This window comes from Actinomyces sp. (assembly GCF_030524025.1).
Classification (GTDB): domain Bacteria; phylum Actinomycetota; class Actinomycetes; order Actinomycetales; family Actinomycetaceae; genus Actinomyces.
This window is the reverse complement of the sequence record NZ_JAUNHI010000021.1, coordinates 1-25908: the sequence shown is the minus strand read 5'-3', so window position 1 is coordinate 25908 and position 25908 is coordinate 1. Positions and strand designations below refer to the sequence as shown.

Genomic DNA, 25908 nt, shown 5'->3' with positions numbered 1-25908 from the left:
TCTACCCCAGCCCGATCAATCTGCACACGGACCGTCACCGGTCACCTCCTCGACAAGGCGGCGACCAGGCCCATCGGCCAGGCCGCCGGCGTCTCCTCGACCATCCACGCGCCCGCCAGCGGGTGCGTGTCCGGCACCTCGACGATGTCCCGGTGCCTGACAGGAGCCCCCGGCGGGGCGTACAGCACCGCTGTGTCCGACGGCGCCTCCGACGTCACCGCGGTCGTCATCCCCAGGGCCGCGCTCGACCCCGGCACGACATGACAGTCCTCGACCGTCACCGGCCCCGAGGTCGGCACCAGCAGACCGTCCGCGTCCCGGTGCACCGGCCCCGTCACCGTGACCGGCGTCCGCCACTCCCTGTGGCTGCGATGACGCGGCCACCGCCCAGGCGGGGACATCCCGTCACCTCCTCGGGCGCATGCTCACGGAGAAAGCCGCCTGCCGGCGGCGCCCCCGGCGGATGCCGAGGAGGTCCTTCTCCGTGTCCGTCACGAAGAGCTGCCCGGGGTCAGCCCCGCCGTAGGTGACCGACGTCGTCAAAGGCCCAGTGGTCTCCGACGTCGACCGGACCCCCTCGGGATTGGACACCACCCGCAGGACCATCGCGACGACGACGTCCTGCACCCGGTCAGCGAGGTCCGGGTCACGAGCCGCACGGTCCCCCAGGGACGGTGACAGGCCCCGCAGGAGCCGCTCAGCACGGCCGATCAGCCCCTGCAGGACACTGTCCTCAGGCAGGTCCTCAGGGTCGAGCAGCCACGCCCCCCGCACCGCCTCAAGCGACGTGAGCGCCACGACCAGCGTCCCCCTCGGCCGCCAGCTCATCGCCGATGATCAGCAGCAAGTCCGCCTTCGTCGTGGCCCGCCCCAGGTCCACGCCATGGGCCTCCGCCCACTCGCGAATCTGAGCCACGGTCCACGCCTCGCTGGGCACCTCACCCGGCGCATCACCCTCGCCGGCCGACTCGTCACCGCCCCCGTCCCCGACGACGCCGTCGTCGACGTACGCCGCGGGGTTGGTGACCAGAGCCGCGTCCTCGTCACCCAGGACCGCCCCGGCCGGGAGCATGACGCTCCCGGCCGGACGGTGGATGACCACGTGACTGGTCAGACGCTTCATCTCACAGGACCTTCGCGGACATCGAGAGGTTGGCGTTGGCCAGGACGGGGAGTGCGATGGCGTCGACGTCGATCGACACCGTCCGCGGGGTGCGTGAGGCGCGGTCGAGGGACGCGACGATGCCGGGCTGCTCGTCGTCCGGAATGCCCATGTCCGCCTCAGAGGCGGCCAGGGTCTGCCCCCACCAGGTCGCACCGAGCGGGGTCGGGGCCCCGGAGAAGGCGTCAACGGGGGCCGGCAGCAGCAGGACCCTGTCCTCGGAGAGGACACGCACCTTCTTCCCGCCCGAGCTGGTACGGCGGTCGTAGATCGTGAGGGTCGGCAGACCCTCACTCTCGAGAACCGAGTTGACGACGTCGAGCGACGCCGCCCGGGTCGATCCGTCCACCGACAGCACTCGGAAGTCGGCGTGCTGGCGCATGGCGCGGGCGATCTTGGAGGAGACCACCAGGGCGCCCGGCCGATCCCCGTTCAGGTCGGCGTAGGCGTCCGCCCAGGCGACCAGGTCGTCCAGAATCTTGGCGCCGGTGCCGGACCAGACGGCCGACGTCGTGACCGTCATCGACGGGTCGCGGCCGAAGTCGTCCTCGACCTTGAAGTTTGCCTGGTCGATGGTTGCCTTGCCGGTCTCCAGGACCGTGCCGCGCATGCGCTCGGTGCGGTCGGAGACACCCTGCACGGATCGCAGGGCCTCACGCAGGACGACGTCGCGCAGGACCTCGTCGGTCGCGTTGCGCGCCCGCAGCTGGGAGTACTCGGACACCGGCTTGACCGACCCGAGGGCCGGCAGCTCGATGATGATCCTGCGCGCCTGCCCGCCTGAGATCACCTCAGGCTCGGCGTCGAAGGCCCGGTACGACGCCTCGTCGACCAGGCCGGCGTCGCCGGCGTAGGTTTTCACGACGATGTCGTGCACCTCCTGGTTGGGTAGGAAGGTGGCCAGGAAGCCCTTCGCACGCTCCGTCGTCTCGTAGGCCTCGCGCACGTAGCCGGTCAGCTCCGCCGGCTCGATCAGGTCAGTCCAGAGTGCCATCGATCAGCCCTCCCTCGGGACGTAGGTGCAGGCGGTCAGGTCGTCGGCGGGCGCCGGGATCGCGAAGCCCGAGTCGGGCAGGAGCGCGACCTTGACGCGGACGCGGTCGACGACCGGGACCGCGAGCTTGCCGGCGTCGGCAGGCTGGTCGGTCAGGATGAAGCCGCTCAGCTTCTCCTCACCCCCAGACCCGCCAGAGACGTAGGGGACCACCTTGCTGCCCTTGGTGGCGACCGCGGTCCCTGAGGGGATGATCTTGTCAACGACCCGCGCCGTGAAGTCGGCGGGGTCGATCGTGACGGTGCGAGCACTGTCGATCCCGTGCAGGGAGCCCAGCCACCGCTGGTCCCCAGGCGAGGAGTGCTCGATCTTGAGCTTGGGCATTGCCCATTCCTTTCGTGTCGGAGTGTGTGTCAGTCGCTCTTGGGGCTGGGGCTCCCGCTGAGCGCCCGGAAAGCGGCTCGGCCAGCGGCCAGACCCCCGCCCTTGACGCCCTCGGTCGAACCACTCCCGCGAGCGCGGCGCGCTCCGGGTCCCAGCGCCCCGGTCTGTCTGCTGGCGGCAGCGGAGTCCCTCCAGGCCAGGAGGGCGTCGGCTGCCTTGTCGGCCTCCTCGCGGGTCGATCCCGTGAGGAACGCGACCGGCACCCCCTTGGTGGCGGCGACCTCGGCGCGCATCGCGGCAGCCTCGGCCTGAGCGGCGCGGGCCTCGGCCTGAGCCAGGCGGTCGGCGGCGCGCTCCTCGGCGCTCTTGGACGCCTCGGCGGCCTCGTCGAAGGCGGCCGCCTTCTTCTTGAGCTCCTTGTAGTCGCCGTACTTGGCCCGCTCACGGGCCAGGCGGTCGCCGATGATCCGGTTGAGCTCGTCCTGCGACGCAGGGGGCGTCCACGCGGGCTTGGAGTCGTCCGTCGTGGTGGCCTCCGTCGTGGACGAGGGCGCCCCCGCGGAAAGGTCCGCGGCCGGCGCGGTCACGAAGCGAGTGAACTTGGGGATGCGGGCTGACGTGCGCTTCATAGTGTCTTCCTCTGATCGAGTGAGTCCGAGCCAATGCCGCGGCTCGTGGTGCGGAAACCTGTCCCCGCCTGAGGGGCGGTGGTATGATGTGAGGTGACACCCAGTGGGCACTCCTGATACTCGGGAGGGACGCCGCTGGGTGGTCTCATGCCGGCTGAAGTGGGATCGCGGTCATCCGCGTTCCGTTGTTCGAGAGCACCAGGAGGTGCTTGAGCCGGTACTTCTGGCGGCCGCGGTTGTATCCGGCCAGCTGCTCGCTCAGCCCGTCCGACAAAGACGCGTCGCCGATGTCCACGATGAACGCGTCCTTCGTGAGCGGGTCCGTGGGGTGCCGCGCTGCTGATGACGAGGCTTTGAGGATTCTGGAACGAATCTTGTCGTAGTCCGCAGGGGCGGACTTGAGCTCGACCTGCACCCGCTCGGACCCGATGTTGAGCCACATGTCGTTGCGTGGGGCGCTTTTCGCTCTTGGAATCCACTCGACGTCTTCTCCCAGGTCCATGACCGCCTCCATAGAGACGACCTCGTGGCCCTTGGCCGGCTCACCGTGGAAGTCGATCCCGTTCACCTGGGCTCTTCGCTCCCAGTAGTCGGCGTCGGTCTCCCCGGGGCGCCTCTTCACGGCGCGCCCCTTAGCCCTGGCGCTGGTCATGGTCGCTGCCTCGCTGCGCCTAGCAGCGGCGTCCGCCCTGCGCTGGCGGGTCTCATACGCGCTCCAGTCGTCGAGGGTGACCATCTTGGTGGGCGACTGTCGCTTCAGGTCGGCCAGGATGCGCTCCATGCCGGCGACGATGGGGGGCACCCCGTGCTTTGGGAGGACCTCCTGGACCATGCAGCCGCAGTTGTCGTGATAGCGGGACCCGGGCGGCCTCTTCCCCCGCTTCCGGCGGCCGCCGCCGACCGTGAGGGCGGCGTCCCGCGACGTGTAGACCGCGCCGCGGGATGCCAGCATGAGGCAGAAGGCGCAGCAGCCGGGGCGTGGGACCCGGCACCATCCGGTGCCGGCGAGCGCGGTCGACAGCTCGACCGTGTCGCGGGAGGAGTTGCGCAGGTGACGGGTGGTCGAGATCGCCGCCCGGCGCAGGACCGCCTCGGGTGTCTCGCCGGCCTGAGCCCACCCCGCGATCGCCTCGGCAACCTCCATGGTGATGGGGTCGATGACCGTGGGCGCCTCGAGGTCGTACTGGCCTGCGGTGGCGCGGGCCATGACCATTGTGTCGGCGGCGTCCTGGGCTGCCAGGGTCCCCCACTCGGTGTTGACGTGCCGGATGATCCACGCGAGCTCTGTGCGGCTCATCGTCGGGTTGTCCAGGACGGCCCGCTCCAGGGCGGTGACCCCCTGGACGGCGATCTGCTCCACCTTGACCCTGTGGTCGTCCCAGATGGCCAGAGGAGACGCGCCTGCCACGCGGGGCCACCTCCCTAGCCGATCGGGGCACCGTCGGCGTCAGTGCGCGCCGTGGCGACCTCCTGCGCCAGCGTGCTGCCCGATGCCGCGGCGCTCGCCAGGGACGACAGCGTCTGCTGTGCCCGCTGCGAGGCCGCGTCGGCCATCAGCCGGGAGATCGTCCCCGCGTCGAAGCCGAGCTGCTCGTAGGTGACCTCGGACTGGGCCGGCAGAACGCCGGCAGCGACGAGGCCCATCACGGACTGCGCCTGAGCTGCCTTCGTCGGGGTCGACGGGTCACGCCACACGGGCCGCAGCCCGGACATGTCGTCCGGTGGCACGGTCGTGTCCCGGGCCGCCTGGACCGCCAGGAGCGCGATCTGCGCCCACGGCCCCGAGAAGTCGGCCTGCGCGTCCTCGACAACGGCGATCAGGTCAGCCTCGGCGGCCTTGATCGCGTCAGCTGATGACGGATTGTCCTGGACGATGCCCAGGAAGTTGAGCGGAATGGACGTCTCGCCGGCGAACATGGCCGCGACCTGCCGCAGCTCGGCGTTGTGAGGCTCCATCGACGCCTGCTGGAACTGGCCCGCGACGGGGTTCGTCTCCGAGACGTGGTCGTTTTCGTCGATCGGGCGGGACGCCACCATCAGGTGGCCGATGACCGCCTCCCAGCCTGGCTTCAGCTCCCCGGTCTCCGGGTCCTCAAACGCCTCCATGTCGGCACCGAGCAGGTACCGCTGCGGAGCGGAGAAGAACTCCGCCGATATTTCGGTGCGCAGCAGCGTGCGGGCTGCGTGATCGGTCAGACGCATCACCGGCCGGGTGATCCGCGACCGACCGAACGGGCGGGCGCCGTCGGCCTGGTAGGGGGCGAGCACTACCGGCACCCGGCCGAAGCCGTGCGGCAGCCGCTCGGCCTGCCAGGACGCGGTGACGGCGTCGCGGAAGACCTCGACCCGGTCCTGCCGGGTCCAGAATGTCATAGCGAGGATCGCCCCGTACTCGCTGCGCTCATCGATAGTGAGCGCGCAGGACAGATCGCGGCGGCGGCGGTCCCACTCACCGGACGCGTCGTGAGCGGAGTAGACGCTGATGACCGCAGGCGGCTCGCCGGCGGCCGTGTCACCGACCGTCACCGACACGAAGGCGCACCCCTCGCACAGGGCCGCCACGGTCGCCTGACGCACCGAGGACCGCAGCCGGTTCAGATCGAGCACCTCGGCGACCTCGTCGTCCATCTGCGCCCGCCCCGGGACCGCGAAGCCCTCGAGCCGGGTCCGGGCGGCCACGACGTTGCACGTCTTGGCCGGCCACCCCAGGACCGGCATGAGGTGCTCGTACTCGGGTGGCACCGCAATCTGGATGTTGCGGGCCTGCTCCTCGCCGTCGTAGTAGCGGCGGCGCAACCGGTTGCGGCGCCCGTGCCTGGCGATCCTGCGCAGGACCGCACGGAACACCTCGAGGTCCTCACCGAGAGCCAGCGCGACCTCGAGGTCACGCGACGGGTCGACCAGCCAGGTCACAGATGTCACCGGAGCACCCCCCCTCGACGACGACGGCGCCTTGACGACGCAGCACCCGGCCGGACGACCTTCCCGGAGTCCAGGGCGATCTTCGCACCCAGGCGGGCCCCGACCATGCACACGGCCAGGTCGACCAGCTTGTCGGAGTCACGATTGACCTTCCCCAGCGTGTGACCCCACTGGTTGGGGCGCCGCTTCGCGTTGTGCGCGTGCACCCGTAGCGTCGGATTCCCGTCATGCGGGAACGGCGTCCCCTGCTCGGGGTCGTCGATGTCCATTGCGGTCCTCATCGCCATGTCAGTGAACTCCTGGTTGCGGCGCACACCGCCCCGGGCGCTCATCCGCATGTCGAAAAGGACTGCCGATCCGCCGGCCCCCGGCGTTGCCCACACGGCCACCTTGTGCCGCAGGTCCCGGTGCCAGCCGTCGATGTACTCACCCCAGTAGAGGGCCTCGCTCGTGTCGTCTTTGGCCGGGGAGGGATCGACCCCGAACCACGCGACCCTGTACCGCTCGAAGGCCTGCCGGACGACGGCGTCGACCTCCTGGCGCGGCGCCAGCCAGTCCTTGCCACGGTGACCGTGAGGCCGCTGCCACACGCCGAGCACGAAGACGTAGCCGTCCTCCAGGCGGCACCCCACCAGCCCGGTGGCGTCCTCACTCTTCGAGCAGTCCAGGAACAGGGCGACCTTGTCGCCCTCGGCCAGCTCGCGCGGCGACGCCATCGCGTCGAACCGCGCCGGATCGATCCAGGAATCCTCAGCGGCCGCCAGCCCGTTGAAATAGAACCGGATGGAGTCCGACACCGCGGTGCGGGTGTCGAGCATCTCGTCCGAGATGCGCTCCAGGTCCGACCACCTGGCATCGGAGTACGCCGCACGGAGCCCCATCATGCGGGACTCCTCGTCGTAGATGTCGCACGACGGCGGCGCCTCGATCGAGTCATAGAGGATGTCGCGCCGCGGCGCACCTGGCCGCTGCTGCGCCTGCCACGCCAGGTACGACTGCTCGGCGACCGAGTCCTGCCCGGCCATGTGCGCATTGGTCAGCTCGAGCACACGCGCCTGAACATAGGCTGGTGACTTCCCGACATTCCGTCGCGCGACCGCAGCGACCTTGTGGCCACCGGACGCCGACGTCATGTGATGCGACTCGTTGAGAAGAACCGCCGTCGCCGGCGCCCCCTCCGTCGACTTCTCCGACGCCGTCAGCAGCTCGATGCGCCCCGACGACGTCACCGTCCGCATCAGCCCCGCGTCCACCCCGTAGTCGTTCGCGAGCGCGTCGGTGATCATCCCGTTGGCGACTTCGAGGACCTCACGGGCCTGAGCGAGGCTGTTCGCGGCGATCTGGACCTTTGACATGGCTCGCTCGACGCCGACGGGCAGGCCGTTGGCGTCGAAGCCGTCGAGCTGGACGGGCCCACACGCCTCGGCCCATGACAGTGCCGCGGCCGTCGGGTCCTTCCCGGTACCCTTCGCGCCGCGCTTGACCCCGGAGCGGTAGATGAAGCGTCCGGAGGCCGGGTTGATGGCATACCAGAGGTAGATGAATCGCTTCTGGCCGACGGTGAAGCGCCAGGGCTCACCGGTCAGGTGATGCACGAGGTACGCCTCCGCCCAGGCGATCACCTGGGGACCGAGGGTCGGAGGCAGGAGCGCGAGCCGGTCGGCGTGATTCCACGGCAGGCTCGGGTCACCGGGCCACGGGAGAGTCATCCACGCGCCCGTGGACTCGTCGACCCAGTAGCCCGGGGGCATCTCGTCAGGTGAAGTCGTGGACCGCACTGGAGATCGGGGTCACGGTTGCTACCGGGGCGTCTGGGGCTGGGGCGGGCGCGATCTCCCAGCGCAGCCTCAGCAGCGACCACGGGGTCAGTCCGAGGCGGTCGGCGTAAGCGACGGCGAGCTTGGCGGCCTTGTGGTCGCCCAGCTCAGCCCGAGCCTTGGCCCGGCAGTAGCCGGCGACCTCTCGCGTCCACTGCATGGCCTCCCAGCGGGTAGCCATCGGCGTTGTCCACGCCCGGGTCCATATCTTGCGCTCGAGCTCGGCGGCCGCCCTGCACTCAGCGGTGATCTGAGCCGCGGTCCCGCGCGCCCGGGTAGCCCGGTCGAGCATCCGGTTGCGACGGCGACCATCCGACTCGGCCTCCGCCTGAGCCTCCAAGTTTTCAGCCACCGACACCCAGTAGTCGGCCACGGCCTCCTGCGGGTCCGGCGGCAGCGGCCACGTCGGCGTCCGCCCGTGCCGGCCATCCGCCGGCAGGCTCACCATCCCCGGCGACGCGTTCCGCCGAGCTCGAGCACTCGGATGCTTCGGGACCGGACCAGAGGGCATCACACCCTCCCTCCGTCACGCGACACACCCACAGAAAACGGCGCCATACCAACGAAAAATGGTGGCACCAAACTAGTGCCATCCATATTGACGAAACCCGTACACGGTTTGAAGCCCTATGCCAGCCGTGGCCGGGCCCCCGGGCCCCCCTGGGGGGATACCCCGGGGGCCTCCGGCTCTCCGGCCGGCGCCCCTCAGACCAGGCCCGGGTGCGGGGTCGGCGGGCGGAGCCTGGACCGGCGCTGCCTGCCTCGGGCTGCCTCACGCTGAGTCTTCTGCATGTGACATGAGCTGCATGCGGCTTGCCCGTTGAGAGGATCATACATGGCTCCGCCCTCGGCGACCGGCACGACGTGGTCGGCCTCGGTCGCCCTGTGCTGGCAGCCCGGCATGGCCAGCTGGCAGACGAACCGGTCGCGCCGCAGAACCGCGGCCGCCCACCGGCGGTGCGCGGCCGTCGACGTCCGCGACACGCCGCGCCTCCACGCCATCGACCCACCCCCCCGCCGCCATCGATCCCCACCCTCGCCCACGGTCGAGGGCCCCGGCCGATGATGCGGCTGGGGCCCTCCGGGCACAGGTGTCCTGCTGTCACCGAGGATGCAACATGCCCTCGGTGTGTGTCCAACCACTGCGCGCATCATCGGCGTGTCGCGCCCGTCGACGACGGCCAGCGAGGAACGCCACGCCCTCCCGGGCCATGACGTCATCCCACGCCACCCACACCATGCGCCCCACCCGCTGGGTCCTCACGTCCCCCCGGGCCCACCACGACTGGAGGGTCCGGTACCCCAGCCCGGGCACGCGCTCGAGCGCCTCGTCCGCCGGCACCCACTCGACACCGTCCGGCCCGGTGACGCTCACGCCGCCTCACCCTCGCCGGCATCCGCCGTCGCCACCGCCACCGCCCAACGGCGCGCACGGGCCCAGTCATCCTCCGACAGGACACGGCCGCACACCGACAGCGTGCACCGCACCAGCCGGTCAGCCCCGACGACCGCCGGCGGCACGACCACCAGGGACAGGCACCCACACCCCGGGCACCGCACGTCAGTGACCCGACGCTGCGGCTCCTCCACCGGGAACCGACGCGCTGCTGAGGACGACATCGACGCCAGCTCCTCGAGCATGACCGGCGCCCACGACCGGGTGGCCACCCACTCCAGGTGCGGGACCAGCCACCCGACCACACGCCGCGTCGCCCCCCGGCCCGCCAGCCCGACAGGGTCCCCACCATCGGCCGTCCACCGCGTGCCACCCCGAGGGACCCCGACACGCAGCGACGCCTCCTCGGCCACCTCGAGCGCCCACGACACCAGCGCCGCGTGCAGGTCGTCCGCCTGCACCAGCGCCTCACCGTAGAGCGCCCGCTCACTCGGCCGCGACGACGCCTCCCCCACCGACCGGCGCCCCGACGGCGACGACGTCGACGGCTCGGCCACATCGACCAGGTGCTCCACCAGAGACGGCAGCGTGCGCACCGTGGCCTGCAACCGCCCCCAGCACCAGGCGCACAGCACGCCCTGCACCGCAGGCCGAGGCAGACACCCCCAGCACTCGACCACCGCACCATCGTCGCCCGGCACCCACCCCGAGCACCCCGGCGCATGGTCACCACGGACCACGCACCCCGACCCGCAGCCGCTCACGCCCCGTCCTCCCGGTCACCGCGCAGCCCAGCGAGCTTCTCAGCCCGCCACGCCTCAATCATTCCGAGCTGAGCGAACAGCGTCCCGCCCGACTCGAACAGCCAGCCGCCGAACATCTCATCGTCCGACGTGTCAATGCTGGCCGCCTCGGCAACGCACACCCACGCACCCGGCATCATCCCCGGCATCTCATCCGCCAGATGATCCATGAGCGCCGACTCCAAAGCCTCCCTCGTCTCGCAGATCATTCGATCTCCTCCTCACAAAGCCTGCACGGAAACGTGTCCCCGTGGATGTCACAAGTGCTCTTCCTCCGACGCCCCCTTCGACGCCTCCTCCCCCTCGGAGGGCTTCCTGACCGGACCTCACCAGAGCCCTCACCCCAGCGATCCGACCCCTCGCCCTGGCCCTGCCTACGGGCCCGTACGCGCGTCGGGCGCACACGGGCCCGTGCGCGCGCCCGTACGCGTACGCGCGCGCGAAGGGCCGCCGGCTGGGCTGGCAGGCTCGGCCGCGACGAAGTCGTCGAACGCGAGCCCACGGCTGGCAGGCTCACGATCGACAGGCTCACCGACGACGGCCACGGCAGCTCCACCACCAGGCACCCCAACCCCCACGAGGCCGTAGGAGCCATTCTGAGCGCCGTTCTCGGCACCCCTGGTACCTGAGTGCATGTCGCCCCCAATAGCCCCGTCACGCGCCTCCTGGGTGGCCAGAACGGGACGTTCCGGCCCCCAGGTAGGCACACCGCTCCCACCCCCCACAGGCGAGTGCGGCTCGACGAGCGCAGGCACACTGCTCCCACCCTCCACAGGCGGGGCCGAATCTGCGAACCCCTCGACAGGGCGCGATCCACGGTCCCCAACCGACGGCGGGGCCGAATCTGCGAACCCCTCGACAGGGCGCGATCCACAGTCCCCAACCGCCTCGTCACCACCCCCCGACGGCGACGACCACGCCATCTCGAGCAGATCAGCGGGCCCCTCACCAGGGCGCGATCGATGCTCGGCACGACGAGCCAGCGCCACCGAGTGCGGCGACGTCGGATGGAAGCTCATCCCCGCACGCGAGGCAGAGCGATTGCCCTTCGCCCGATTGCAGGCGCGGCACGCGACGGCGACACCGTCGAGACCCATAGCCCGACCGAAGACGTGATCCATCTCCGGCGCCCGATCACCCTTCCGAGTGTCCCGGAACACGAGCTGCTGACAATAGACGCACAGCGCCCTCTCGGGCTCCCCATCATGCGCCCGAGGCAGACCATCACGCGCCCACATCGCATCGTGGAGGGAAGCGTCCTTCCGCTCCGTCTGCAACGCGCGACGCGCCCGATCCTGCTCACCCGTCCGCTGCGACCAGTGCGCCCAGTCATGGAAAACCCATGATCCCTCCGGAGGAAGGTCGCACCGCTCACAACAATGAGACCGATCATGCCACAGACCCGCCTCAACCAGAATCTCAGCCATCCGCAACACGCGCGGATCAGGCATCACGGCGAACAGATCGAACCGGTCAAACCGGCCGTCCTGATACGCCGACCGCAGCCGGGACCCCATCAGCACCCACAGGTAGCCGGCGGCGAGCGCGTCGATGTCTCCCGACAGGCCGCGTCGGACCAGAGCCTGGTGCTTGGGGTGCACGTGGGCCTGGTCGTCGACCACGAAGAAGCTCATTGGGTCTCCTGCTGCTCGTCAATCGGTTTGTGTGGCTGGCTGGCGCTGGGGGTGGGGGAGGGGCTCTTGCCTGGGGGTTGGGCGTGTCCATCAGTCGTCCCGCTCCCCGCGGTTGGATTCCCCGGTGAGGGCTGCGATGGCTTCCTGCACCTCCCGGACGCCGGCGGCGATGGCCGGCATCATCGACGCGATGTGCCCCACGACTGCCGCCAAGGCACCCCCGAGGGCGGCGGACATCGCCTTGACGCAGTCCGAGCACATCTCAGTGCCCCTCACCTGGGCCTCCGACACATCGGGCAGCTCGAGGAACAGGTCGCGCGGGTACGGCACCGGCTTGGCGTCCGGAGGTGCGCACATGCTGACGACGGCCAGCTGGGGCTCCTGGTCTGACCCCACAGTCCTGATGACGTGAGCCAGTCCCCGCCGGCAGCGACTCACCCGATAGGTGGTCATCTCACGCCACCCCCCTGTAGAGGACGGCCACCGGGAACGCGAGGCTGTCCTCCGTCTGCGCGGTGCCGGTGAGGTCCATCAGCAGTCCGCTGTTTGCGACCACGACCTGCACCCCGTCCGCGTCCCGCAGGACCGACCCCGCCGGGAGGCCCGCGAGCCCATCGGCGTGCAGCGCCAGCTCGAAGGCCGGCCACCCCAGCCGCAGGAGGTACGTCGACAGGGCGCGGGTCACCCCGGACGCCCGGAGCCACAGGCCCACCAGCGGCGCCTCACCGGTCAGGAACTGGTCCAGTACCTGGTCCAGCGCCCTCTCGGCCTGGCTGCGCTCACCCGGCGCAGGACCGCCCGTCTCATCCATACTCATTGCTGCTCCTCACATGAAGTCAAAGATCGTCGTCTGCCGCGAGGGCCGCCTTGGTGCGGCGCTCGCTGGTTGTGTTGTCGTGTCCTGGTGGTCGGCGAGGGCGCATGAGCACCACACGCCGACCTCGTGGTGGAGGTCGAAGACTGCTGGCGCCGTAAGGTCGAGGAGACGGCGCGGGCTGGTGATTAGGCTGGATGCCCGGAGTGGCCTCTGGTCCTGTCGTGTCATGCGGCCGCGGGACGCCGGTCCGGGCCCTTCGCCTTCGCACTCCTGGTGCTCGCCGTGGTGGCACGCCAGGCAGACCACCCACCGGCAGGGGTCCCGGTGGAGGACGAGGGTGCGCATCTTGGGGAGCCACGCGTGCTCCCGCACCCATGTGGCCTCCTCGGCTGTCATGGTCGGCCCCTCGAGCTCCCTGCTGCTCGCCCACAGGACCGCCACACATCGGGCGCACACGCGGTCCTCTGGTGGCCCGCTCTGGCGGCGGGAGACCTCCGCGAGGATCTCCGCCCTCGACGCCGGCGGCGGATCGCACGGCGCGTCGCGGTCGTCGACGTCGGCCACCCGGGCGCTGCGGCACAGCGTGCGGCTGTACCAGCCCGACCGGTACCGGACGATGTCGGCGATGTGGCTCGTCTGGTCGTCGAGCTGGCACACCGCCCACCCGATGTGCACCTCGCAGCCCGCGAAGAGCTCCGGGTAGTAGGCCGGTCGCGACCCCGTCCCGCAGACGGCCTGCTGGTGCACGGCGGCGGCGTCCCGCACCCACCCGCGCTCGGGGTGAGAGCGCACGGCCCCGCAGGCCGGGCACGTCCACACCCAGCCGCGGCCCCCGGGGACGACCCCGGTGGTGGCGCGCTCCTTCTGCGCTGTGGCGGTCATCTGGTCACCGGCCCACGTCCAGCTGCTTCCCGTTGCGTGGCGTCCTGTGGGCGCTCACAGGATCACCCGCCACAGGCCCACCAGGGCTGCCACCCCGAGGGACACCACGAGGGCGCCCAGGAGGGCCAGGGTGACCACACCGAGGGCCTTCCCGACGGCCGCGCTGGCCCGCTGGGTGCGGTTGGTCCAGACCGGCTCTCCCGGCCCGCCGCCGGCCGTGCGGGGGCAGCCCGTGCAGGAGCACCCCTCGCAGGCTCCCCGGGCGCTGTTGGTGGGGTTGTTGACGGGGTTGTTGATCGCCTTGCTCATGGCCTCTCGATGTCCTCTCTGTGCTGTCAGTGCTGTGATGGTCAGAAGGGGGGCTCGTCCCCAAAGCTGGTCTGGCCCGGCATCACGGCCACCCATCCGTCCTCCGTCGACGGCGGCTGCTGGGGCGCCTGCGGCCGCGCGACCGGCCCTCCCAACGGCTCCGTCAACCGCCCCTGCGGCGGGGACGCCGGCGGGGCCGACTGGTCCCACACCGAGGTCCCGGTCGCCGCCGTCGACTGGGGCGCCCCCCACTGCCCGCCCCCACCCTGGGGCGACCCCTGGGCCTGGCCGCTGCCCATGCGGGTCACCTGAGCGCGCGCGTACCGCAGGGACGGGCCCACCTCGTCAACCTGCATCTCCACGACCGTGCGCTGCTCGCCCTCACGCGTCGTGAACGACCGCTGGACCAGGCGACCCTGGACGATCACCCGCGCGCCCTTCACCAGGGACTCGGCGACGTTCTCGGCCGCCTCACGCCAGATCGAGCAGCGCATGAACAGGGTCTCCCCGTCCTTCCACTCCCCAGAGGCGCGGTCGAAGGCGCGCGGCGTCGACGCCACCGTGAACGACGCGACCGCGTTCCCCGACTGCGTGAACCGCAGCTCCGGGTCCCCAGTCAGGTTCCCCACGATCGTCACGACCGTTTCGCCCGCCATGTCAGTGCACCTCCAAAGGCTCGTCGTCCCGCAGGCACTGCGGCACCCTGCTCTCCTCGATCACCAGCCACCCCGCCCGCACCGCGAGCGCGAGGGCGGTCCCCATGACCAGGGGCGGGATGACGGCGGCATAGACGACGGCGACGGCTGCCGCGGCCGTGATCTTGCTTCTGGCGCTCACTTGGCGCCCTCCGCTCGGAGGCCCTCTGAGGAGATCGGGGCGCACGCATCAGTCAGGACTCGTGCGAGCCAGGCGGTTGCCATTGTCGCCGTTTGGATGAGCTCCGCACCCAGCTCTCCGGCGTGCCCGGTGGGCGTGTGCGCGTCGGGAGTGCATGCCCTGGCCACCTCGCCCACCTCCTCCAGGAGGATGTAGGTGCGGTCGTCGTCCGACATCCCCTGGTTGTAGGGCGTCATCCCGGAGTGCTTGAGGTGCGCCCTCTCGTACTCGGCGCGCACCCTGCACCAGATGTCCGCGCCGTCCACCTCGAGGACGCTTGCTGCCCACTGAGCAGCCAGGCACGCGACGAGGGCGAGTAGCGTCTGCCGGCTCCTCATCTGGAACTGCGGCCTCATACCCGCCTCGGCCGCCAGCTTGGTGATGACGGTGAGCCTGTCCCGCGTGGTCATCTTGTCGATGTCCCACTCGTCTCCGGGCCTGGACGCGTTCTTGATCGCCTGGTCCAGGACAGTTGAAAGCGTCGCCTCGCGCGAACTGTTCCTGCTTCTCATCTCTGGTCCTCAGCCCTTCTGAAAGATGCTGCTCATCGCACGGTTGGCGGCCGCGCGCGCGAAAAGGGAGCAGTCGGTGATGACGATTCGGTCGTAGTCGACGTCGGCTCCCACCGTGTCATCAGCCTCCTCGGTGGCGACGTCCACGAGGAGGTCACCGACAGCCTCCTCGATGGCGGCTCCGGTCCGCTGCGTCCGGCAGTCGCAGGCCTCCTCACGGAGGAGGTCCCCGGACTGGGTCTCGAGCTCCTCGACCCATCCGGCGATGAGCCCAACAGCAGCCTCGATCCCCTCCAGACTCCGCTGCCTGGTCCACAGCGTGGGCCTGTCGCTTGACCTGATCTCGGCTGACAGCGCGAGGATGATTGCCCTCAACCTCACCCCCGAATCGATCTCCCCCGGCCGAACTCGGCTCGGCTGGCTCTCCACCCGGCTGATCACCCGGTCCCAGTCCTCAGGGGACGGGTCCTCGCACTCCTCGTGCACCAGCCACGACAAGGCCGCCGCCAGCGCTGACGCCACGGCGTCAAGCAGGCGGTCCGAGTCGGCCCACAGGTCCGCCTCCGGGGTCGACAAACCCGCCGCGTAGCCGATGGCGGCCATCACCCGCTCCAGCGACCCGCGCGGGCCGTGCAAGGCGCAGGCAATGATCCCCGGGTGCCGCAGCGCGCTCGACTCACTGCGCGTCTCCGTCATCGTCATCGTCATCATGGTCTCCATCTCCATCTGTCCTCTCGTGTCTTCTGCTTGGTCGGGTGCGACCTTCAGGGCTTGTCGTTGCAGCCGCAGATTCCGGCCACTGGGTTGTAGCGCTTGCCGCAGGAGGCGCACTCCTGCACCTGCTCCGGGTGGTAGTCGCCCCTCCGCGGGCGCCGGCGCGCCGCATAGGGGTTCGCTGGCAGCGGGTCCGACCCGCCAGCGGTAGCCGCCTTGGTGAATGTCATGTTCGTGTCCATCACTTCTCCTCGTTGAGGTCGAATCGTCCGGTCGTGAATCCGTCGATAAGGACCTGCTGCCCCAGACCCGTCACGCGCGGCACCCACCGGAGGCGGGACCCGCTGCGCGTACTGACCACGTGCTCGACGGCGCGCACGTAACCCTTCTCCAGCGCCCACTTCGTGGGCCGGTTCCACATGTCGCCCTGCGACCGGCACAGCCACCCGTGGGCGCGCAGCCACCGGAAGAGCTGCACCTGGTTGCAGGGGATTCCCTCCTGCGTCAAGGTGTCCGCCACTGCCTTCACCAGGACGTCCCCCTCCGACTCCGACACCGCCCGACCCAGGCGCGTGTGCGGCGCATCCGCCTCCACACGAGCCGCGAGCGCGGTCGCCTGCTGCTCGGCGGCGGCGCGGGCTGCGCGCTCCTCCTTGAGGGACGTCGCCAGGCGGATGATGAAGTCAGGGTCGGTCAGCGCCTGCTCGGCTGCCTGGGGTGTGAGGTAGCCGCCGTGCCGGCGGATCGCGGGGAGCACCTCGCCGGTCACCCACTCCTGGAATCGCACGGCTTCGGGCTTGTCCGACCGCATGACCACGGCGTACATGCCGGCCTCGGTGACAGTCGTCATCTGCTGCACACCGCCGGGGGTATCGATTCGATCGATACCCTTCATGGAGTCGGTGAGTCGCCGGGCGACGTCGGCTGCGTTCCTCACGGACAGTGCGCGGCAGAGGTCGGCTAGCACGAAGCGCGGCTCTCCGTCCGCTCCGATGACGGTGCGGACCTCGACGTCGTCGAAGGTGAACGTCGTCGGCGTCGCGATGGTCTCAGTGGTGATGGTCGTGGTGTTCACGGCTGGTCCTCCTCGTCTCGGTAGCCGTTGAGCAGGGCGACCAGGTCCCGGAGGGTGAGGGTGACCCACTGGTCTCCGGGGGTGGCGACCCCGTGGCGCTTGTGCACGACGAGCCCGGCGAGGGCGTCGTCGTTGCCTCGCTCGATCTCCGCCTCGTCCGCCCACGCCGCCAGGGCGGGGCGGGCGGTGTTCTTGCACTCGATGACCAGGCGCTCGCCCTGGTGGCGGACGCCGGCGATGTCCCCTCGGTCCTGCGCCCCGGTGCGGGCGCGACGCTCGATCCGGTCATCGCCGAGGCTGTTGCGCAGGTAGTTGGCGACCTGCGACTCGAAGCGGGTGCCGGCGGTGCGGGCGGATGCCCGGGAGCGGGGGCGTGACGAGCTGTTCATGCCGCCTCGCCCCCGTCGGGCCCCTCGTCGGGGGAGGAGACGGTGTCCATCTCGTGCAGCCAGGCCGACAGGTCTGCGACCAGGGCCCGCTCATCCGACCGGTGCCCCTCCCGGGCGCCCACGGGCGCGCCGGCGATGACGAGCCCCATGAGGACCCCGGTTCCCGAGCCGACGTAGGCCCGGTCGTCCGCCTGCACCGAGGAGGTGCCGTACGCCTGCGTGCTCCCCAGGAAGAGCAGCGGGCTGTCCGCGTCCCCCTGGGCGATGACGAGGTTCCCGCCCGTCGTGACCCGCAGGGGCAGGCCCCCGAGCTCCTTCGCTGTCGCCGCCCACTGGCGCATCCGGTCCGCCGGCATGAGCGCCGTCGCCACACCGGCCAGCGGCTCAGCGCACGCCTCCATCACCATCCGGGCGGCGTCCTGCCGCTCGAGGCCCTCCTCGGAGAACCACTCCGGCTGGGTGCGCACCCGCACCGACGCCCCCGGCCACAGGCCGGTGACGTCCGTGACCGACACCGTCCCGCAGTGGTCGTCGACGACGACCTCCGCCCGCGCCCCCTCGTCCTCGTGGCGGCCCCTCGTGTCGTGCACGCGGCCGATCATGCGAGCCGCCCGGACAGTCAGGTCGACGTCGACGACCTCCACCAGATCGGGGGACGCATACCCCGCACCGCTGGTGACGTCCGCCTCCGCCAGGAGGACCGACGCCACCGCGGCGGACACCCCGTCCGTGGCGACCACGGACAGGCGCATCCCCACCATGTCGACCACCAGACGCACCCGCTCCAGGCCGGTGCCGGCCTTCTCCGGTCCGGTGTGCGGGACCACCGCACGCACGGCGCGCACCAGGTGGTCCATCGGGCACACCACCCGAGCCTGCGTCGACGTCGATGCCTTCGTGCTGCTCACAGCTGCTCCTCCTGCTCCTGTCCTGCGGACGCCGGCGCGATCACGCCGACCTGCTCGAGCGCCTCCACCAGAGGCGCATCCACTGCGACCACGGTCATCTGGTCGTCAGGGTCGGGGAGGAAGTGGTCCCACTGCTCTGGGGCCGCCCCCACGAGGGCCGGCAGCAGAGTCCCCAGCCACCTGGCCCCCGACTCGACCCGCTGCTCTTCAGCGCGGATGCGCGCCACCGTGTCCGACCGGCCAGCCCCCGCGGACTCCGCGGGGGAGACCGAGGCCACCGTGAGGACCACCGTCACCGGGTCGAGTATCGACGAGTCCTCTACCGAGATCGTGAGCCTCATCGGGGGTCACCCCCCTCACGGGCGGCGAGCATGTCCAGCATCGACGGCGTCCCCAGGGGGTCCTCACCGGACACCTCCGGAGCCGTCTCCGCCAGCAGGCGGCGAGCCTCCTCCACGCACCTGCGGCACGTCCCCGGCGCAGACACCAGCGCCTCCACCCCCTCACGGGAGAGGATCGCCGGCTCGACCGCCGCCGCCACGTGCGCCTGCGACCCACGACACAGGCGGGCGACATCACAAACCCAGTGCGGCGGCTGCTCGAGCTCGGCCGCCCGCTCCAGCGTCGGCCCCACCAGACGCGGCTCCCCGACCGACGCGACGTGCGTCACCGGCAGCCACGACGCAGACCACTCCATCAGCCTGATCCCAGGGGCGCTCACGCCTTCACCCCCAGCCGGTAGAGCCAGTCGGCGATGATGCCGGCAAGCTCATCCGACGACGCCGCACGACCAAGCTCCACGTGTCGCAGGCCGCAGGCGTCGTCGTAGCCGGCCTCGACGTCCGCCCACCCCGGGCCGCACTCGATGGTCAGCCAGCGGCCCGTCACTGTGTCGACTATGACCGTGTTCCCACGGCGCTGGACGGTGGTCCTCGGCCACAGGCGAGTCGAGTAGAGGATGCCGGCGGCCAGCACCGCCCGCGGAACCACCCACTCCAGGGTGTCCCCCACCGTCGCAGTAGCGTCCTGGCCCGTGTCCTGTGTGCTCATCACGACGCCTCCCTCGTGTCCGTGTCGTCCGACGACCGGCTGGCCGTCGCCCTGTCCGTGCTGGCGACAGCGGCGAAGAGCCAGTGCTCCAGCGGTCTGACCGGCATGCCGAGCTCCTGGGCCCAGGCCGCCTCAATCCGCACCCCCGGGACTCCCGCCACCCGTCGAGCAGCGCGACGCCGTCGCACTCCAGCAGGAGGTGCCCGGTGGCGCGCATCCACATCCGCCAGTCGTCGTCGCCCGGGCGCCGACACTCGCGAGCGGTCTTGACCGGAAGGTGCGCCGGGCTGACCGGCTCAAACCCCGCCGACCTGAGCGCCCGGCTGGCGGCCAGGAAGTAGACCTTGTAGTCGATCACTCCCGTGATCGGGCCAGCGATGTACAGCCGCCTCGTCGTCGTGCGCGGTGTCATGAGCCGTCACCCCCGCCCCACAGGTCCATGACCTGCTCCGAGAGACGCCGCGCGATGGTCTCGCAGTGCCTCTCCTCGATCTCGACGCCGACGGCCCGCCGGCCGAGGTTCCGGGCGGCGACGAGCGTCGCCCCCGCACCCGCGAACGGGTCGGCGACCACCCCCGCCGGGCAGCGGGCGATGAGCTGCTCCATGAGCCCCACCGGTTTGGGGGTCGGGTGCCCCAGCCGCCCCTCGGCGTCGGCACCCCCCCCACTGCCTGCGTGGTCGTGATCACCGACCCGATACGGGGCAGGCCCGTCGCCTCACGGTCCCACCCGGACCCGATGACGTGGATGTCCTCAAAGTTGGGTCCCCACGGCATCGCGAGGTCACCCATTCCCGTCGTCCCGGCCTTGTGCCAGATGAGCCGCTGACGCTCACCTGCCGGCGGGGTCACAGACCACCGGCCGAACACGAGACCAGGACGCTCCGCGCCCCACATGTCGAGCACCGCGTCACGACTCGTCGTGTCCTCATCGCCGACGATCAGGTCGAAGGCCTTCCGTCGCTGCCCCGACTGGAAGCTCATGCCGTAGGGCGGGTCCGTGACGAGCACGTCCGCCGCCACCCAGTCAGTGATCTCCCGGCAGTCGCCACAGAAGAGCGTCACCATGTCGTCCTGGTAGAAGGGTGCGGTCACCGCGACGCACCCCCCTCACGGCGCCAGCCACGGCGCAGCAGAGCCGCGGCGATCACGCGCGCCTCGTGCTCTCCCATCGCGTGCGGCGAGACCGTGCGCAGGTCGTCGACGAGGTCGGCGAGCATCCCACTCATGCCGCCACCCCCTCGCCGGAGGCCTCCGGCACCACGACGTCGACGTCGGCCGACGCGTGCCCCAGAGCCGACGCCTCAGCCGGCGTCGCCTGCCGCACCGGGATGCGCACCCGCATCACCGGCGCCAGACCATGCGTGATCCCCTCACGCACCGGCCGGCCGATCGCGATGAGCCCCAGCTCCCGCAGCTTGGCAGCCGCGTCAGCGACGATGTCGGCCTCCATGTGCCCGATGGACACCCCCTCCATCAGGAGAGCCCGCGCGAACACCAAGGATCCGCGCATGGTCGGGATCGTCGCCGTCTCCGGGCGGGCCTCCAGGGCCCGCCGGAGCTCCAGCGGGGCCTCCTCGACGTGCACCAGCCACGCCATCCCCCCACCAGCAGGGCGGGACAGCCGCTGCGGCAACCTCGACAGCAGCCACCCCATGGCCTCCAGATGGTCCATGAGGTCGGCTGTCGCCTCGACCTCGAGGTGCTGGGACGGCACCCCCGGGCACACCATCGGCCACTGCCACACGAACGACGCCCGCGGGCGGGCCTCCGTGTCAATCGTCGCCCCCGCAAGAGCCGGCGACGACGGCACCGCCGAGACCGCCTCCCCGCGGCTCTTGGCATTGCGCTTCACCGCCTCATAGCAGGCCGCGCACATGCCCCGGCCGACAGCCTGAACCGTGCCCGCCCACTCACCGACAGGCTTGCGGCGGATCGGCCGCATCATGCGCCCACACTCCACGCAGGGGACAGGCCCCCGCGCCCAGTCGATCCTGGCGCTCACTCCGCCACCCCCTCGGCGCCCGTGAGCGCCTGAACCAGGGAGGCCGCCACCAGGGCGGCACCCACCAGCAGAAGGCCCGTCGTGTGGCCCGTGCGCCACGCCAGGACGGTCTCCACCGCCAGGGCCACCACAGCGGCGACCACCGTCACCACCAGGGCCAGGAGCCGGGCCGGACGCCACAGCTCCGGTCCCCGCAGACCCGCCACCAGCCACAGGCGCCCCCCATCGGGCTCCGGCGCCACATGACGCCCCCGCGCCACCGTGCTACTCTCTTCCATGAGGTCTTCGACTCCTCTCTATCCCGCCCCGCCGCGCCCATCGCGGCGGGGCACTCTCTTGCTGTCTTGACCGCGGCCCGTCAGGCCGCGTCCACAGAGCGCCGCTCCAGGCGCTCCAGCCACATGTCGAGGTCCTGGGGCCGGACCAGTCGAGTCCGCTCACCCACCTCGACCGCCGGGAGGTCCCCCGTCCGGATTGCAGCGAGGACCATTCGGCGCGGCGCCCCCGTCAAGCGGACGACCTCGTCCACCGACAGCGTCCGCGGCGCCTCCACCGCACCCGACACGAGCAGCCCCTCGAGCCGCTCGACCCGGTCGGCGAGCGCCTCCACCGCACGCACCAGGCGAGCCAGCTCCCGCCCCTGGGACGACATGCTCACCGCACCCACCCCCACATCCGCGCCTGCTCCTCCCACTCCGGGAGGGCCCGGGCCGCGTTCGCGAGAGTGCCCGCCTCGATAAGCGCCAGACCAAGATCGAGCGCCCGGAGCGGCTCCAGGGCGATCACGCCTCCGACGACGGCGGGCGTCTCAACCCGCACCGCCGGCAACCCCGACCGCCGCGTCAGGACAGGCATCACCGTGCTGCGACGCTCACCACCGAGGGACACGGTCTTGACACCCATGCCCGTGGACACGAAGCCGGTCAGCCCCGTGTCGTCTCTGGCTGGCCAGTCCGACGGTGTGCCGGGCGCGGCGTCAGAGCTACAGGACGCCACGCCCGGCACCGGGCCCTCCCCGGCGGGGCCAACAGCAGCCACCACCACAGCGGACGCGGGGTCATCACTTCCGCGCCCCTCACCCGCCGGGGAGGAGTCATCACCAACGCCGCCGCGCAGCAGACCGACCAGCCGGTCGACCTCCGCCTCGTCCAGCGTCACGCACACCGGGGCGAGCCCCGGATTCTCAGGACGGATATCCACCGCCGTCACCGTGACCGGCGCATCGGGCGCCGCCACGCGCCGCACCTCAACGGTCGCCCCCAGGACCTCGAGCACCCCGCCCGCCATCACAGGACCCCCTCCACGCCAGCAGCCCGCGAGCGCGTTCCCCTCTTGTCGCGGGTGAACTGGGGCGGGATGAAGGTTTCCGGGTGCACGCCGATGGCCTCGGCGATGGCGAGGAGCTCGGAGAGGGTGAAGTCCCTCTTGCCGGCGACCTTGCGGTTCAGGGTCGGGTAGGGGATTCCCGTGGTGTCCGAGATGGCCACCTTGGTGAGGCCGGACTTGGCGATGGCTGTGCGGATCGCCTGGGCGGTCCACTCGGTCGCGTTGCTCATATGAGTACTGTAGATGCTTGATCGAGCAACGCGGGGGCTGAAGTGGTCTCAGTTTGGTAACGACATTGCTCAAATGAGCATGTAGACTGGTCCTATGGACAGAGGAGACGCGTTCGCCGCCTACGTCGGTGCTGAGCTCAAGGGATTCATCAGCTCGCGAGGGTGGTCCGCCGCTGCCGTCGCGAAGGCCACGGGGCACTCGGCATCAGCCCTCAATCGGTGGCTCAACGGCAAGCAGTCCCTCCCGCTGGCGGTGCTGCTCGAGGCCAGCGACGTCCTCGGCATCGATCCGCGCGACGTCGTCGCGCGCGCCTACGCCCGTCTCGCTGAGGAGGGCGTGGTCGGTACCGGTTCGGTCACGGCGCTGCCGACCTCCCGGCGTGTCGGGCCGGCGATGGCTACGGTCGGCGACGCGCCCGGATGGGGTGAGGACGTCGTCGCTGACGACTCCGTCCCCTACGCGGCGCACATCGTCGAGATGAGCGCCGCCGATGAGGCGGAGATGATGGAGGAGTCCCCATGATCGATCCCGTCGACCGCCGCGAGTCCGCCCTGCTGGCCGTCGCCCACTCCTACGGCGTCACGGTCCACAGGGCGGACCTGCTCCCAGGGGAGCGCGGCCGCTTCGAGGCTTCCCAGTCACGCATCCTCATCTCGCGTGGACTGACCGTCGGCCAGGAGGTCGCCACCCTGGCGCACGAGGTCGTGCATGCCCGACGGGGGGACGACGGCCACCAGGAGGCCGCCGTCGAGCGCTTCGTCGACGAGGAGGCCGCGCGCCTCATCATCACCGCCGCCGCCTACCGCGACGCCGAGCAGGTCGAGGGCCCCGACCTGTGGGGCATCGCCCGCCACCTCGACGTCACGCCCGGCCTCGTCCTGGCATGGCAGCGCGCCGCCCGACGCCTGCCCGCCATCCTGGCCTCCTGACCCGAGACCCTCACTGCACGTCACTGAGCCCTCACTGATCATCAGTGAGGGCTCAGTGACGTGCAGTGAGCTGCTGTCAGCCGCGGCGCAGGGTCTCCACCTGGGCGACGAAGCGGTGGGCGGCGGCAGCCTTCTTCCGGTCCACCATGAGCGTCACGAAGGCATCCTCGGCCTCGACGGTCAAGTACACCTCCCCGCCAGTCTTCTTCTTCGCGGCCCACGCGAAGACCCCGAGTGCCACCAGCCGCGTGGCCGTCACCCGCGCCTCAAGTGCCGACCCGCTCTCCACCCTCACCGACGTGATCGACTGGAGCGGGATCACCCGCTCCACCTTCCGCCTGACGCGGTACTCGATCCGGTCCTGATAGAGGGTCAGCCCCCCGTCCACGCTCACAATGAACGCGATGATCTTGTCCCGCCTGCCTGCCATGGTCCCCTCCTGACTGTCCATGCCACGGCACCCTCGCCGCAGCACGTCTCCATGCTACGAGCCCCGTCGGACGCCAGCTCCCAGACCATGGTCACGATCACGCCACCACCACCCGCCCGCGAGCGCGACGGTGGCGGTGGCGTGGGCGGTGGTCCGTCATCGATGAGGCGCCGGCGGCGTCCCCGGGCTGGTCTGGGCGGGCTGGGGGGGGAGCGGAGATTATCCCGGGAAATGTGCCCGAAAGCCGGATTTTTCCCGCGGCTCCTGGGTGCGCGGCTGGGGTGCGGTCAGAGCAGGTCGGATGACGCCTCGAGGGCGGCGGCCGTTACCCTCCTGCCGGGGTGCTGGTATCGGGCCGTGGTCAGGGCCTGGGTCTGGCCCAGAATCTCCTGGGCGGTGCGTACCGGCACCCCGGCCTCTAGGAGCAGCGTCGCCGCCGTATGCCGGGCCGAGTGCAGGCGCATCGGCGGCAGGCCCTCCTCGGCGAGCGCCTGGCGCCACGCACCCCAGTCGCGGCGCGGGTCGACCGGGACGCCCGGGGCGGCCTCGAAGACGAACCGCTCCGGGCTGCGGCGGTCGAGGTGGGCGGCCAGGCCGTCGGCCACCACGCGGGGGAGTCCGAAGGCGCGGTGCGACCCCGTGGTCTTGGGGCGCAGGAGCCACAGGCCGCCGTGCACCTGCTCGGCCTCCAGGTGCGCCGGCACGGGTGCCCGGCGATCCGGGCAGTCGGCGCCCCGGCCCCGGCCGCACGGCCACCCCGCCGGCGACCGCTCCCCGCACCTGTGCTCCCACGTCACGCGCCTGACCTCCCAGGCGAGCTCCACCCACGGGTCTGCCCCGAGGTGCAGCAGGTCCAGCGTCATCCCCAGCGCCTCACCCTGCCGCACCCCCAGCATGAGGGCCACCGCCCACCGCGCCCAGTCACCACGCTCCCGGCGCCCCTCCAGGAACCGCTTGGCCTCCGCGGTGCTCATCGAGCGCGGCGGCACCCTCGACGAGGGCGGCGACCGTACCAGGCGCGCCGGGTTCCTGGCCGCCGCACCCTCACGCTCTGCCGCCCCGAGCGCCGTGCGCAGCACGCGGTGGACCTTCGCCGCCGTCGTCGACGACGCGCCCGTGGCGGTGACCCGCTCATGGAGCCGGCGGACATCACCCGGGGTCACCCGATCCAGGCGCGTCCGACCGAGCGCCGGCTTGATGTGCCGCTCCGAGACCGACCGGTAGTCCGCCGTCGTCGACGGCTTGCGATGCGGCGCCACGTCCCTCGCGATCCAGAGGTCCATCCACTCGCCGACCGTGAGAGGCCGCCCAGACGTCACGTCCCCCGCACGCTCGACCTCCACCTGGACCGCGCGCATCCTACGCAGCGCCTCGGCCTTCGACCGGGCCGTGACCTTCTTGCGGCGACGCCGGCCCGTGACCGGGTCGGCCGGCAGCTCCACCATGGCCACCCACCGGTCCCGCGCCTCGTCACGGAAGACCGACCCCTCGCCCTTGCCTCGCGACACCCTCCCGCCCCTCCCATCGGCACGCCCACCGAGGCACCGCGCCCCGCCGGGTAGCCATCATGGTAGCCATTGCACGGCGGATATAGCGGACATAGACGACTCTAGCGTCACCGGCAACAGTGGGCTTTCGCCGCGATCCCGGACTTCTCGTTGGTGCCCCCCGTGGGGCTCGAACCCACGACCTTCGGATTAAAAGTCCGCAGCTCT

General features: G+C 71.1%; 39 protein-coding genes and 2 pseudogenes. 2 read left to right on the top strand and 39 right to left on the bottom strand.

Translation table 11 applies throughout. The annotated features are described in order from the left end of the window. Nucleotides 1-41: 41 nt before the first annotated feature. From Q4C85_RS08615 to Q4C85_RS08450, 36 genes and pseudogenes are all read right to left on the bottom strand, one after another. Nucleotides 42-326, bottom strand: coding sequence for a hypothetical protein (locus Q4C85_RS08615; protein ID WP_303141326.1), 285 nt, complete (start codon nt 324-326; stop codon nt 42-44). A 79-nt stretch (nt 327-405) separates the two neighbouring features. After that, nucleotides 406-798 (bottom strand): Gp19/Gp15/Gp42 family protein, encoded by a 393-nt coding sequence (locus Q4C85_RS08610; protein WP_303141325.1) that lies wholly within the window; start codon nt 796-798, stop codon nt 406-408. Continuing rightward, entirely contained in the window at nt 779-1123 is a 345-nt protein-coding gene (locus tag Q4C85_RS08605; RefSeq protein ID WP_303141324.1) for a hypothetical protein, read from the bottom strand. The genes Q4C85_RS08610 and Q4C85_RS08605 overlap by 20 nt, the downstream gene beginning before the upstream one ends. A 1-nt stretch (nt 1124) precedes the next feature. Further along, nucleotides 1125-2156: a major capsid protein gene (locus tag Q4C85_RS08600; RefSeq protein ID WP_303141322.1), complete on the bottom strand. Its 1032-nt coding sequence runs from the start codon at nt 2154-2156 to the stop codon at nt 1125-1127. Between the two features lie 3 nt (nt 2157-2159). Then, a complete protein-coding gene (locus tag Q4C85_RS08595; RefSeq protein WP_303141321.1) occupies nt 2160-2540 on the bottom strand; it encodes a hypothetical protein in 381 nt (126 codons plus the stop codon). 29 nt (nt 2541-2569) lie between these two features. Beyond that, nucleotides 2570-3169 (bottom strand): hypothetical protein, encoded by a 600-nt coding sequence (locus tag Q4C85_RS08590; RefSeq protein ID WP_303141320.1) that lies wholly within the window; start codon nt 3167-3169, stop codon nt 2570-2572. A gap of 145 nt (nt 3170-3314) precedes the next feature. After that, nucleotides 3315-4577 (bottom strand): hypothetical protein, encoded by a 1263-nt coding sequence (locus tag Q4C85_RS08585; RefSeq protein ID WP_303141319.1) that lies wholly within the window; start codon nt 4575-4577, stop codon nt 3315-3317. Between the two features lie 14 nt (nt 4578-4591). After that, nucleotides 4592-6091, bottom strand: a complete 1500-nt coding sequence (locus tag Q4C85_RS08580; RefSeq protein WP_303141318.1) for a phage portal protein — start codon at nt 6089-6091, stop codon at nt 4592-4594. After that, nucleotides 6088-7842, bottom strand: coding sequence for a hypothetical protein (locus Q4C85_RS08575; RefSeq protein ID WP_303141316.1), 1755 nt, complete (start codon nt 7840-7842; stop codon nt 6088-6090). Before Q4C85_RS08575 ends, Q4C85_RS08580 begins: the two co-directional genes overlap by 4 nt. A gap of 4 nt (nt 7843-7846) precedes the next feature. Next, a complete protein-coding gene (locus Q4C85_RS08570; RefSeq protein ID WP_303141314.1) occupies nt 7847-8281 on the bottom strand; it encodes a hypothetical protein in 435 nt (144 codons plus the stop codon). A 332-nt stretch (nt 8282-8613) separates the two neighbouring features. Beyond that, entirely contained in the window at nt 8614-8811 is a 198-nt protein-coding gene (locus Q4C85_RS11810) for an HNH endonuclease (protein ID WP_368501441.1), read from the bottom strand. 468 nt (nt 8812-9279) lie between these two features. Further along, nucleotides 9280-9939, bottom strand: a complete 660-nt coding sequence (locus Q4C85_RS08565; RefSeq protein WP_303141313.1) for a hypothetical protein — start codon at nt 9937-9939, stop codon at nt 9280-9282. A gap of 125 nt (nt 9940-10064) precedes the next feature. Next, nucleotides 10065-10316 carry a hypothetical protein gene (locus Q4C85_RS08560; protein ID WP_303141312.1) on the bottom strand — a complete coding sequence of 84 codons (252 nt, stop codon included), beginning with the start codon at nt 10314-10316 and terminating at the stop codon, nt 10065-10067. 1515 nt (nt 10317-11831) lie between these two features. Further along, nucleotides 11832-12137, bottom strand: a complete 306-nt coding sequence (locus Q4C85_RS08555) for a hypothetical protein (protein WP_303141311.1) — start codon at nt 12135-12137, stop codon at nt 11832-11834. A gap of 58 nt (nt 12138-12195) precedes the next feature. Then, the gene (locus tag Q4C85_RS08550; RefSeq protein ID WP_303141310.1) at nt 12196-12558 is read right to left on the bottom strand and encodes a hypothetical protein; all 363 of its coding nucleotides are present in this window, start codon (nt 12556-12558) and stop codon (nt 12196-12198) included. Between the two features lie 9 nt (nt 12559-12567). Next, nucleotides 12568-13440: a hypothetical protein gene (locus tag Q4C85_RS08545; protein ID WP_303141308.1), complete on the bottom strand. Its 873-nt coding sequence runs from the start codon at nt 13438-13440 to the stop codon at nt 12568-12570. Nucleotides 13441-13494: 54 nt separating this feature from the next. After that, on the bottom strand, nt 13495-13749 hold the full coding sequence (locus tag Q4C85_RS08540) for a hypothetical protein (protein WP_303141306.1): 255 nt from the start codon (nt 13747-13749) through the stop codon (nt 13495-13497). A gap of 41 nt (nt 13750-13790) precedes the next feature. Then, nucleotides 13791-14405, bottom strand: a complete 615-nt coding sequence (locus tag Q4C85_RS08535; protein ID WP_303141304.1) for a single-stranded DNA-binding protein — start codon at nt 14403-14405, stop codon at nt 13791-13793. Nucleotide 14406: 1 nt separating this feature from the next. Continuing rightward, nucleotides 14407-14586: a hypothetical protein gene (locus tag Q4C85_RS08530; protein WP_303141303.1), complete on the bottom strand. Its 180-nt coding sequence runs from the start codon at nt 14584-14586 to the stop codon at nt 14407-14409. Further along, the gene (locus tag Q4C85_RS08525; protein ID WP_303141301.1) at nt 14583-15137 is read right to left on the bottom strand and encodes a hypothetical protein; all 555 of its coding nucleotides are present in this window, start codon (nt 15135-15137) and stop codon (nt 14583-14585) included. The genes Q4C85_RS08530 and Q4C85_RS08525 overlap by 4 nt, the downstream gene beginning before the upstream one ends. A 9-nt stretch (nt 15138-15146) precedes the next feature. Beyond that, complete coding sequence (locus Q4C85_RS08520; RefSeq protein WP_303141300.1) at nt 15147-15740, bottom strand: hypothetical protein; 594 nt, start codon at nt 15738-15740, stop codon at nt 15147-15149. A 161-nt stretch (nt 15741-15901) separates the two neighbouring features. Next, nucleotides 15902-16081 carry a hypothetical protein gene (locus Q4C85_RS08515; RefSeq protein WP_303141299.1) on the bottom strand — a complete coding sequence of 60 codons (180 nt, stop codon included), beginning with the start codon at nt 16079-16081 and terminating at the stop codon, nt 15902-15904. Between the two features lie 11 nt (nt 16082-16092). Continuing rightward, nucleotides 16093-16926, bottom strand: a complete 834-nt coding sequence (locus Q4C85_RS08510; protein ID WP_303141298.1) for a phage antirepressor KilAC domain-containing protein — start codon at nt 16924-16926, stop codon at nt 16093-16095. Continuing rightward, complete coding sequence (locus Q4C85_RS08505; RefSeq protein ID WP_303141297.1) at nt 16923-17315, bottom strand: hypothetical protein; 393 nt, start codon at nt 17313-17315, stop codon at nt 16923-16925. Before Q4C85_RS08505 ends, Q4C85_RS08510 begins: the two co-directional genes overlap by 4 nt. Next, nucleotides 17312-18223 (bottom strand): hypothetical protein, encoded by a 912-nt coding sequence (locus Q4C85_RS08500; protein ID WP_303141295.1) that lies wholly within the window; start codon nt 18221-18223, stop codon nt 17312-17314. The genes Q4C85_RS08505 and Q4C85_RS08500 overlap by 4 nt, the downstream gene beginning before the upstream one ends. After that, nucleotides 18220-18564 (bottom strand): hypothetical protein, encoded by a 345-nt coding sequence (locus Q4C85_RS08495; protein ID WP_303141293.1) that lies wholly within the window; start codon nt 18562-18564, stop codon nt 18220-18222. Before Q4C85_RS08495 ends, Q4C85_RS08500 begins: the two co-directional genes overlap by 4 nt. After that, on the bottom strand, nt 18561-18920 hold the full coding sequence (locus tag Q4C85_RS08490; protein ID WP_303141291.1) for a hypothetical protein: 360 nt from the start codon (nt 18918-18920) through the stop codon (nt 18561-18563). Before Q4C85_RS08490 ends, Q4C85_RS08495 begins: the two co-directional genes overlap by 4 nt. A gap of 20 nt (nt 18921-18940) precedes the next feature. Then, nucleotides 18941-19273, bottom strand: a complete 333-nt coding sequence (locus Q4C85_RS08485; RefSeq protein WP_303141290.1) for a hypothetical protein — start codon at nt 19271-19273, stop codon at nt 18941-18943. A gap of 151 nt (nt 19274-19424) precedes the next feature. Beyond that, a pseudogene (locus tag Q4C85_RS11805) lies at nt 19425-19685 on the bottom strand (DUF4406 domain-containing protein); the annotation flags it as partial. Continuing rightward, on the bottom strand, nt 19682-19912 hold the full coding sequence (locus Q4C85_RS08480) for a site-specific DNA-methyltransferase (protein WP_303141360.1): 231 nt from the start codon (nt 19910-19912) through the stop codon (nt 19682-19684). The gene Q4C85_RS08480 and the pseudogene Q4C85_RS11805, both read right to left, overlap by 4 nt. 451 nt (nt 19913-20363) lie before the next feature. Further along, complete coding sequence (locus Q4C85_RS08475; RefSeq protein ID WP_303141289.1) at nt 20364-20501, bottom strand: hypothetical protein; 138 nt, start codon at nt 20499-20501, stop codon at nt 20364-20366. Next, the gene (locus Q4C85_RS08470; protein ID WP_303141288.1) at nt 20498-21127 is read right to left on the bottom strand and encodes a hypothetical protein; all 630 of its coding nucleotides are present in this window, start codon (nt 21125-21127) and stop codon (nt 20498-20500) included. The genes Q4C85_RS08475 and Q4C85_RS08470 overlap by 4 nt, the downstream gene beginning before the upstream one ends. A 146-nt stretch (nt 21128-21273) precedes the next feature. Then, a complete protein-coding gene (locus Q4C85_RS08465) occupies nt 21274-21555 on the bottom strand; it encodes a hypothetical protein (RefSeq protein ID WP_303141287.1) in 282 nt (93 codons plus the stop codon). Between the two features lie 80 nt (nt 21556-21635). Beyond that, nucleotides 21636-21929 carry a helix-turn-helix domain-containing protein gene (locus Q4C85_RS08460; protein ID WP_303141358.1) on the bottom strand — a complete coding sequence of 98 codons (294 nt, stop codon included), beginning with the start codon at nt 21927-21929 and terminating at the stop codon, nt 21636-21638. Nucleotides 21930-21931: 2 nt separating this feature from the next. After that, entirely contained in the window at nt 21932-22552 is a 621-nt protein-coding gene (locus Q4C85_RS08455) for a hypothetical protein (RefSeq protein WP_303141285.1), read from the bottom strand. A gap of 11 nt (nt 22553-22563) precedes the next feature. Further along, the gene (locus Q4C85_RS08450; protein ID WP_303141284.1) at nt 22564-22833 is read right to left on the bottom strand and encodes a helix-turn-helix transcriptional regulator; all 270 of its coding nucleotides are present in this window, start codon (nt 22831-22833) and stop codon (nt 22564-22566) included. Between the two features lie 94 nt (nt 22834-22927). Between Q4C85_RS08450 and Q4C85_RS08445 the strand changes: the two genes are divergently transcribed. Both Q4C85_RS08445 and Q4C85_RS08440 read left to right on the top strand, forming a co-directional pair. Further along, the gene (locus Q4C85_RS08445; protein WP_303141283.1) at nt 22928-23356 is read left to right on the top strand and encodes a helix-turn-helix transcriptional regulator; all 429 of its coding nucleotides are present in this window, start codon (nt 22928-22930) and stop codon (nt 23354-23356) included. Further along, complete coding sequence (locus tag Q4C85_RS08440; RefSeq protein ID WP_126382397.1) at nt 23353-23763, top strand: DUF6782 family putative metallopeptidase; 411 nt, start codon at nt 23353-23355, stop codon at nt 23761-23763. Before Q4C85_RS08445 ends, Q4C85_RS08440 begins: the two co-directional genes overlap by 4 nt. Before the next feature lie 76 nt (nt 23764-23839). Here Q4C85_RS08440 and Q4C85_RS08435 read toward each other — a convergent pair whose 3' ends face one another. The 3 genes and pseudogenes from Q4C85_RS08435 to Q4C85_RS11800 form a co-directional block, all read right to left on the bottom strand. After that, nucleotides 23840-24214 carry a hypothetical protein gene (locus Q4C85_RS08435; protein ID WP_303141282.1) on the bottom strand — a complete coding sequence of 125 codons (375 nt, stop codon included), beginning with the start codon at nt 24212-24214 and terminating at the stop codon, nt 23840-23842. 266 nt (nt 24215-24480) lie between these two features. Continuing rightward, complete coding sequence (locus Q4C85_RS08430; protein WP_303141281.1) at nt 24481-25167, bottom strand: tyrosine-type recombinase/integrase; 687 nt, start codon at nt 25165-25167, stop codon at nt 24481-24483. A gap of 174 nt (nt 25168-25341) precedes the next feature. Continuing rightward, a pseudogene (locus tag Q4C85_RS11800) lies at nt 25342-25551 on the bottom strand (hypothetical protein); the annotation flags it as partial. Nucleotides 25552-25908 lie beyond the last annotated feature (357 nt).

Bases quoted from the DNA above. Each gene is read 5' to 3' on its own strand.
- Q4C85_RS11810 (WP_368501441.1), bottom strand. From the start codon at position 8,811: ATGCCGGGCTGCCAGCACAGGGCGACCGAGGCCGACCACGTCGTGCCG.
- Q4C85_RS08520 (WP_303141300.1), bottom strand. From the start codon at position 15,740: ATGGCCGCCATCGGCTACGCGGCGGGTTTGTCGACCCCGGAGGCGGAC.
- Q4C85_RS08490 (WP_303141291.1), bottom strand. From the start codon at position 18,920: ATGGAGTGGTCTGCGTCGTGGCTGCCGGTGACGCACGTCGCGTCGGTC.
- Q4C85_RS08450 (WP_303141284.1), bottom strand. From the start codon at position 22,833: ATGAGCAACGCGACCGAGTGGACCGCCCAGGCGATCCGCACAGCCATC.
- Q4C85_RS08505 (WP_303141297.1), bottom strand. From the start codon at position 17,315: ATGAACAGCTCGTCACGCCCCCGCTCCCGGGCATCCGCCCGCACCGCC.
- Q4C85_RS08560 (WP_303141312.1), bottom strand. From the start codon at position 10,316: ATGATCTGCGAGACGAGGGAGGCTTTGGAGTCGGCGCTCATGGATCAT.
- Q4C85_RS08495 (WP_303141293.1), bottom strand. From the start codon at position 18,564: ATGAGGCTCACGATCTCGGTAGAGGACTCGTCGATACTCGACCCGGTG.
- Q4C85_RS08515 (WP_303141299.1), bottom strand. From the start codon at position 16,081: ATGACATTCACCAAGGCGGCTACCGCTGGCGGGTCGGACCCGCTGCCA.
- Q4C85_RS08600 (WP_303141322.1), bottom strand. From the start codon at position 2,156: ATGGCACTCTGGACTGACCTGATCGAGCCGGCGGAGCTGACCGGCTAC.
- Q4C85_RS08485 (WP_303141290.1), bottom strand. From the start codon at position 19,273: ATGAGCACACAGGACACGGGCCAGGACGCTACTGCGACGGTGGGGGAC.
- Q4C85_RS08475 (WP_303141289.1), bottom strand. From the start codon at position 20,501: ATGAGTGGGATGCTCGCCGACCTCGTCGACGACCTGCGCACGGTCTCG.
- Q4C85_RS08525 (WP_303141301.1), bottom strand. From the start codon at position 15,137: ATGAGAAGCAGGAACAGTTCGCGCGAGGCGACGCTTTCAACTGTCCTG.
- Q4C85_RS08540 (WP_303141306.1), bottom strand. From the start codon at position 13,749: ATGAGCAAGGCGATCAACAACCCCGTCAACAACCCCACCAACAGCGCC.
- Q4C85_RS08550 (WP_303141310.1), bottom strand. From the start codon at position 12,558: ATGAGTATGGATGAGACGGGCGGTCCTGCGCCGGGTGAGCGCAGCCAG.
- Q4C85_RS08605 (WP_303141324.1), bottom strand. From the start codon at position 1,123: ATGAAGCGTCTGACCAGTCACGTGGTCATCCACCGTCCGGCCGGGAGC.
- Q4C85_RS08595 (WP_303141321.1), bottom strand. From the start codon at position 2,540: ATGCCCAAGCTCAAGATCGAGCACTCCTCGCCTGGGGACCAGCGGTGG.
- Q4C85_RS08465 (WP_303141287.1), bottom strand. From the start codon at position 21,555: ATGGAAGAGAGTAGCACGGTGGCGCGGGGGCGTCATGTGGCGCCGGAG.
- Q4C85_RS08575 (WP_303141316.1), bottom strand. From the start codon at position 7,842: ATGCCCCCGGGCTACTGGGTCGACGAGTCCACGGGCGCGTGGATGACT.
- Q4C85_RS08535 (WP_303141304.1), bottom strand. From the start codon at position 14,405: ATGGCGGGCGAAACGGTCGTGACGATCGTGGGGAACCTGACTGGGGAC.
- Q4C85_RS08435 (WP_303141282.1), bottom strand. From the start codon at position 24,214: ATGGACAGTCAGGAGGGGACCATGGCAGGCAGGCGGGACAAGATCATC.
- Q4C85_RS08545 (WP_303141308.1), bottom strand. From the start codon at position 13,440: ATGACCGCCACAGCGCAGAAGGAGCGCGCCACCACCGGGGTCGTCCCC.
- Q4C85_RS08430 (WP_303141281.1), bottom strand. From the start codon at position 25,167: ATGAGCACCGCGGAGGCCAAGCGGTTCCTGGAGGGGCGCCGGGAGCGT.
- Q4C85_RS08460 (WP_303141358.1), bottom strand. From the start codon at position 21,929: ATGTCGTCCCAGGGGCGGGAGCTGGCTCGCCTGGTGCGTGCGGTGGAG.
- Q4C85_RS08440 (WP_126382397.1), top strand. From the start codon at position 23,353: ATGATCGATCCCGTCGACCGCCGCGAGTCCGCCCTGCTGGCCGTCGCC.
- Q4C85_RS08445 (WP_303141283.1), top strand. From the start codon at position 22,928: ATGGACAGAGGAGACGCGTTCGCCGCCTACGTCGGTGCTGAGCTCAAG.
- Q4C85_RS08590 (WP_303141320.1), bottom strand. From the start codon at position 3,169: ATGAAGCGCACGTCAGCCCGCATCCCCAAGTTCACTCGCTTCGTGACC.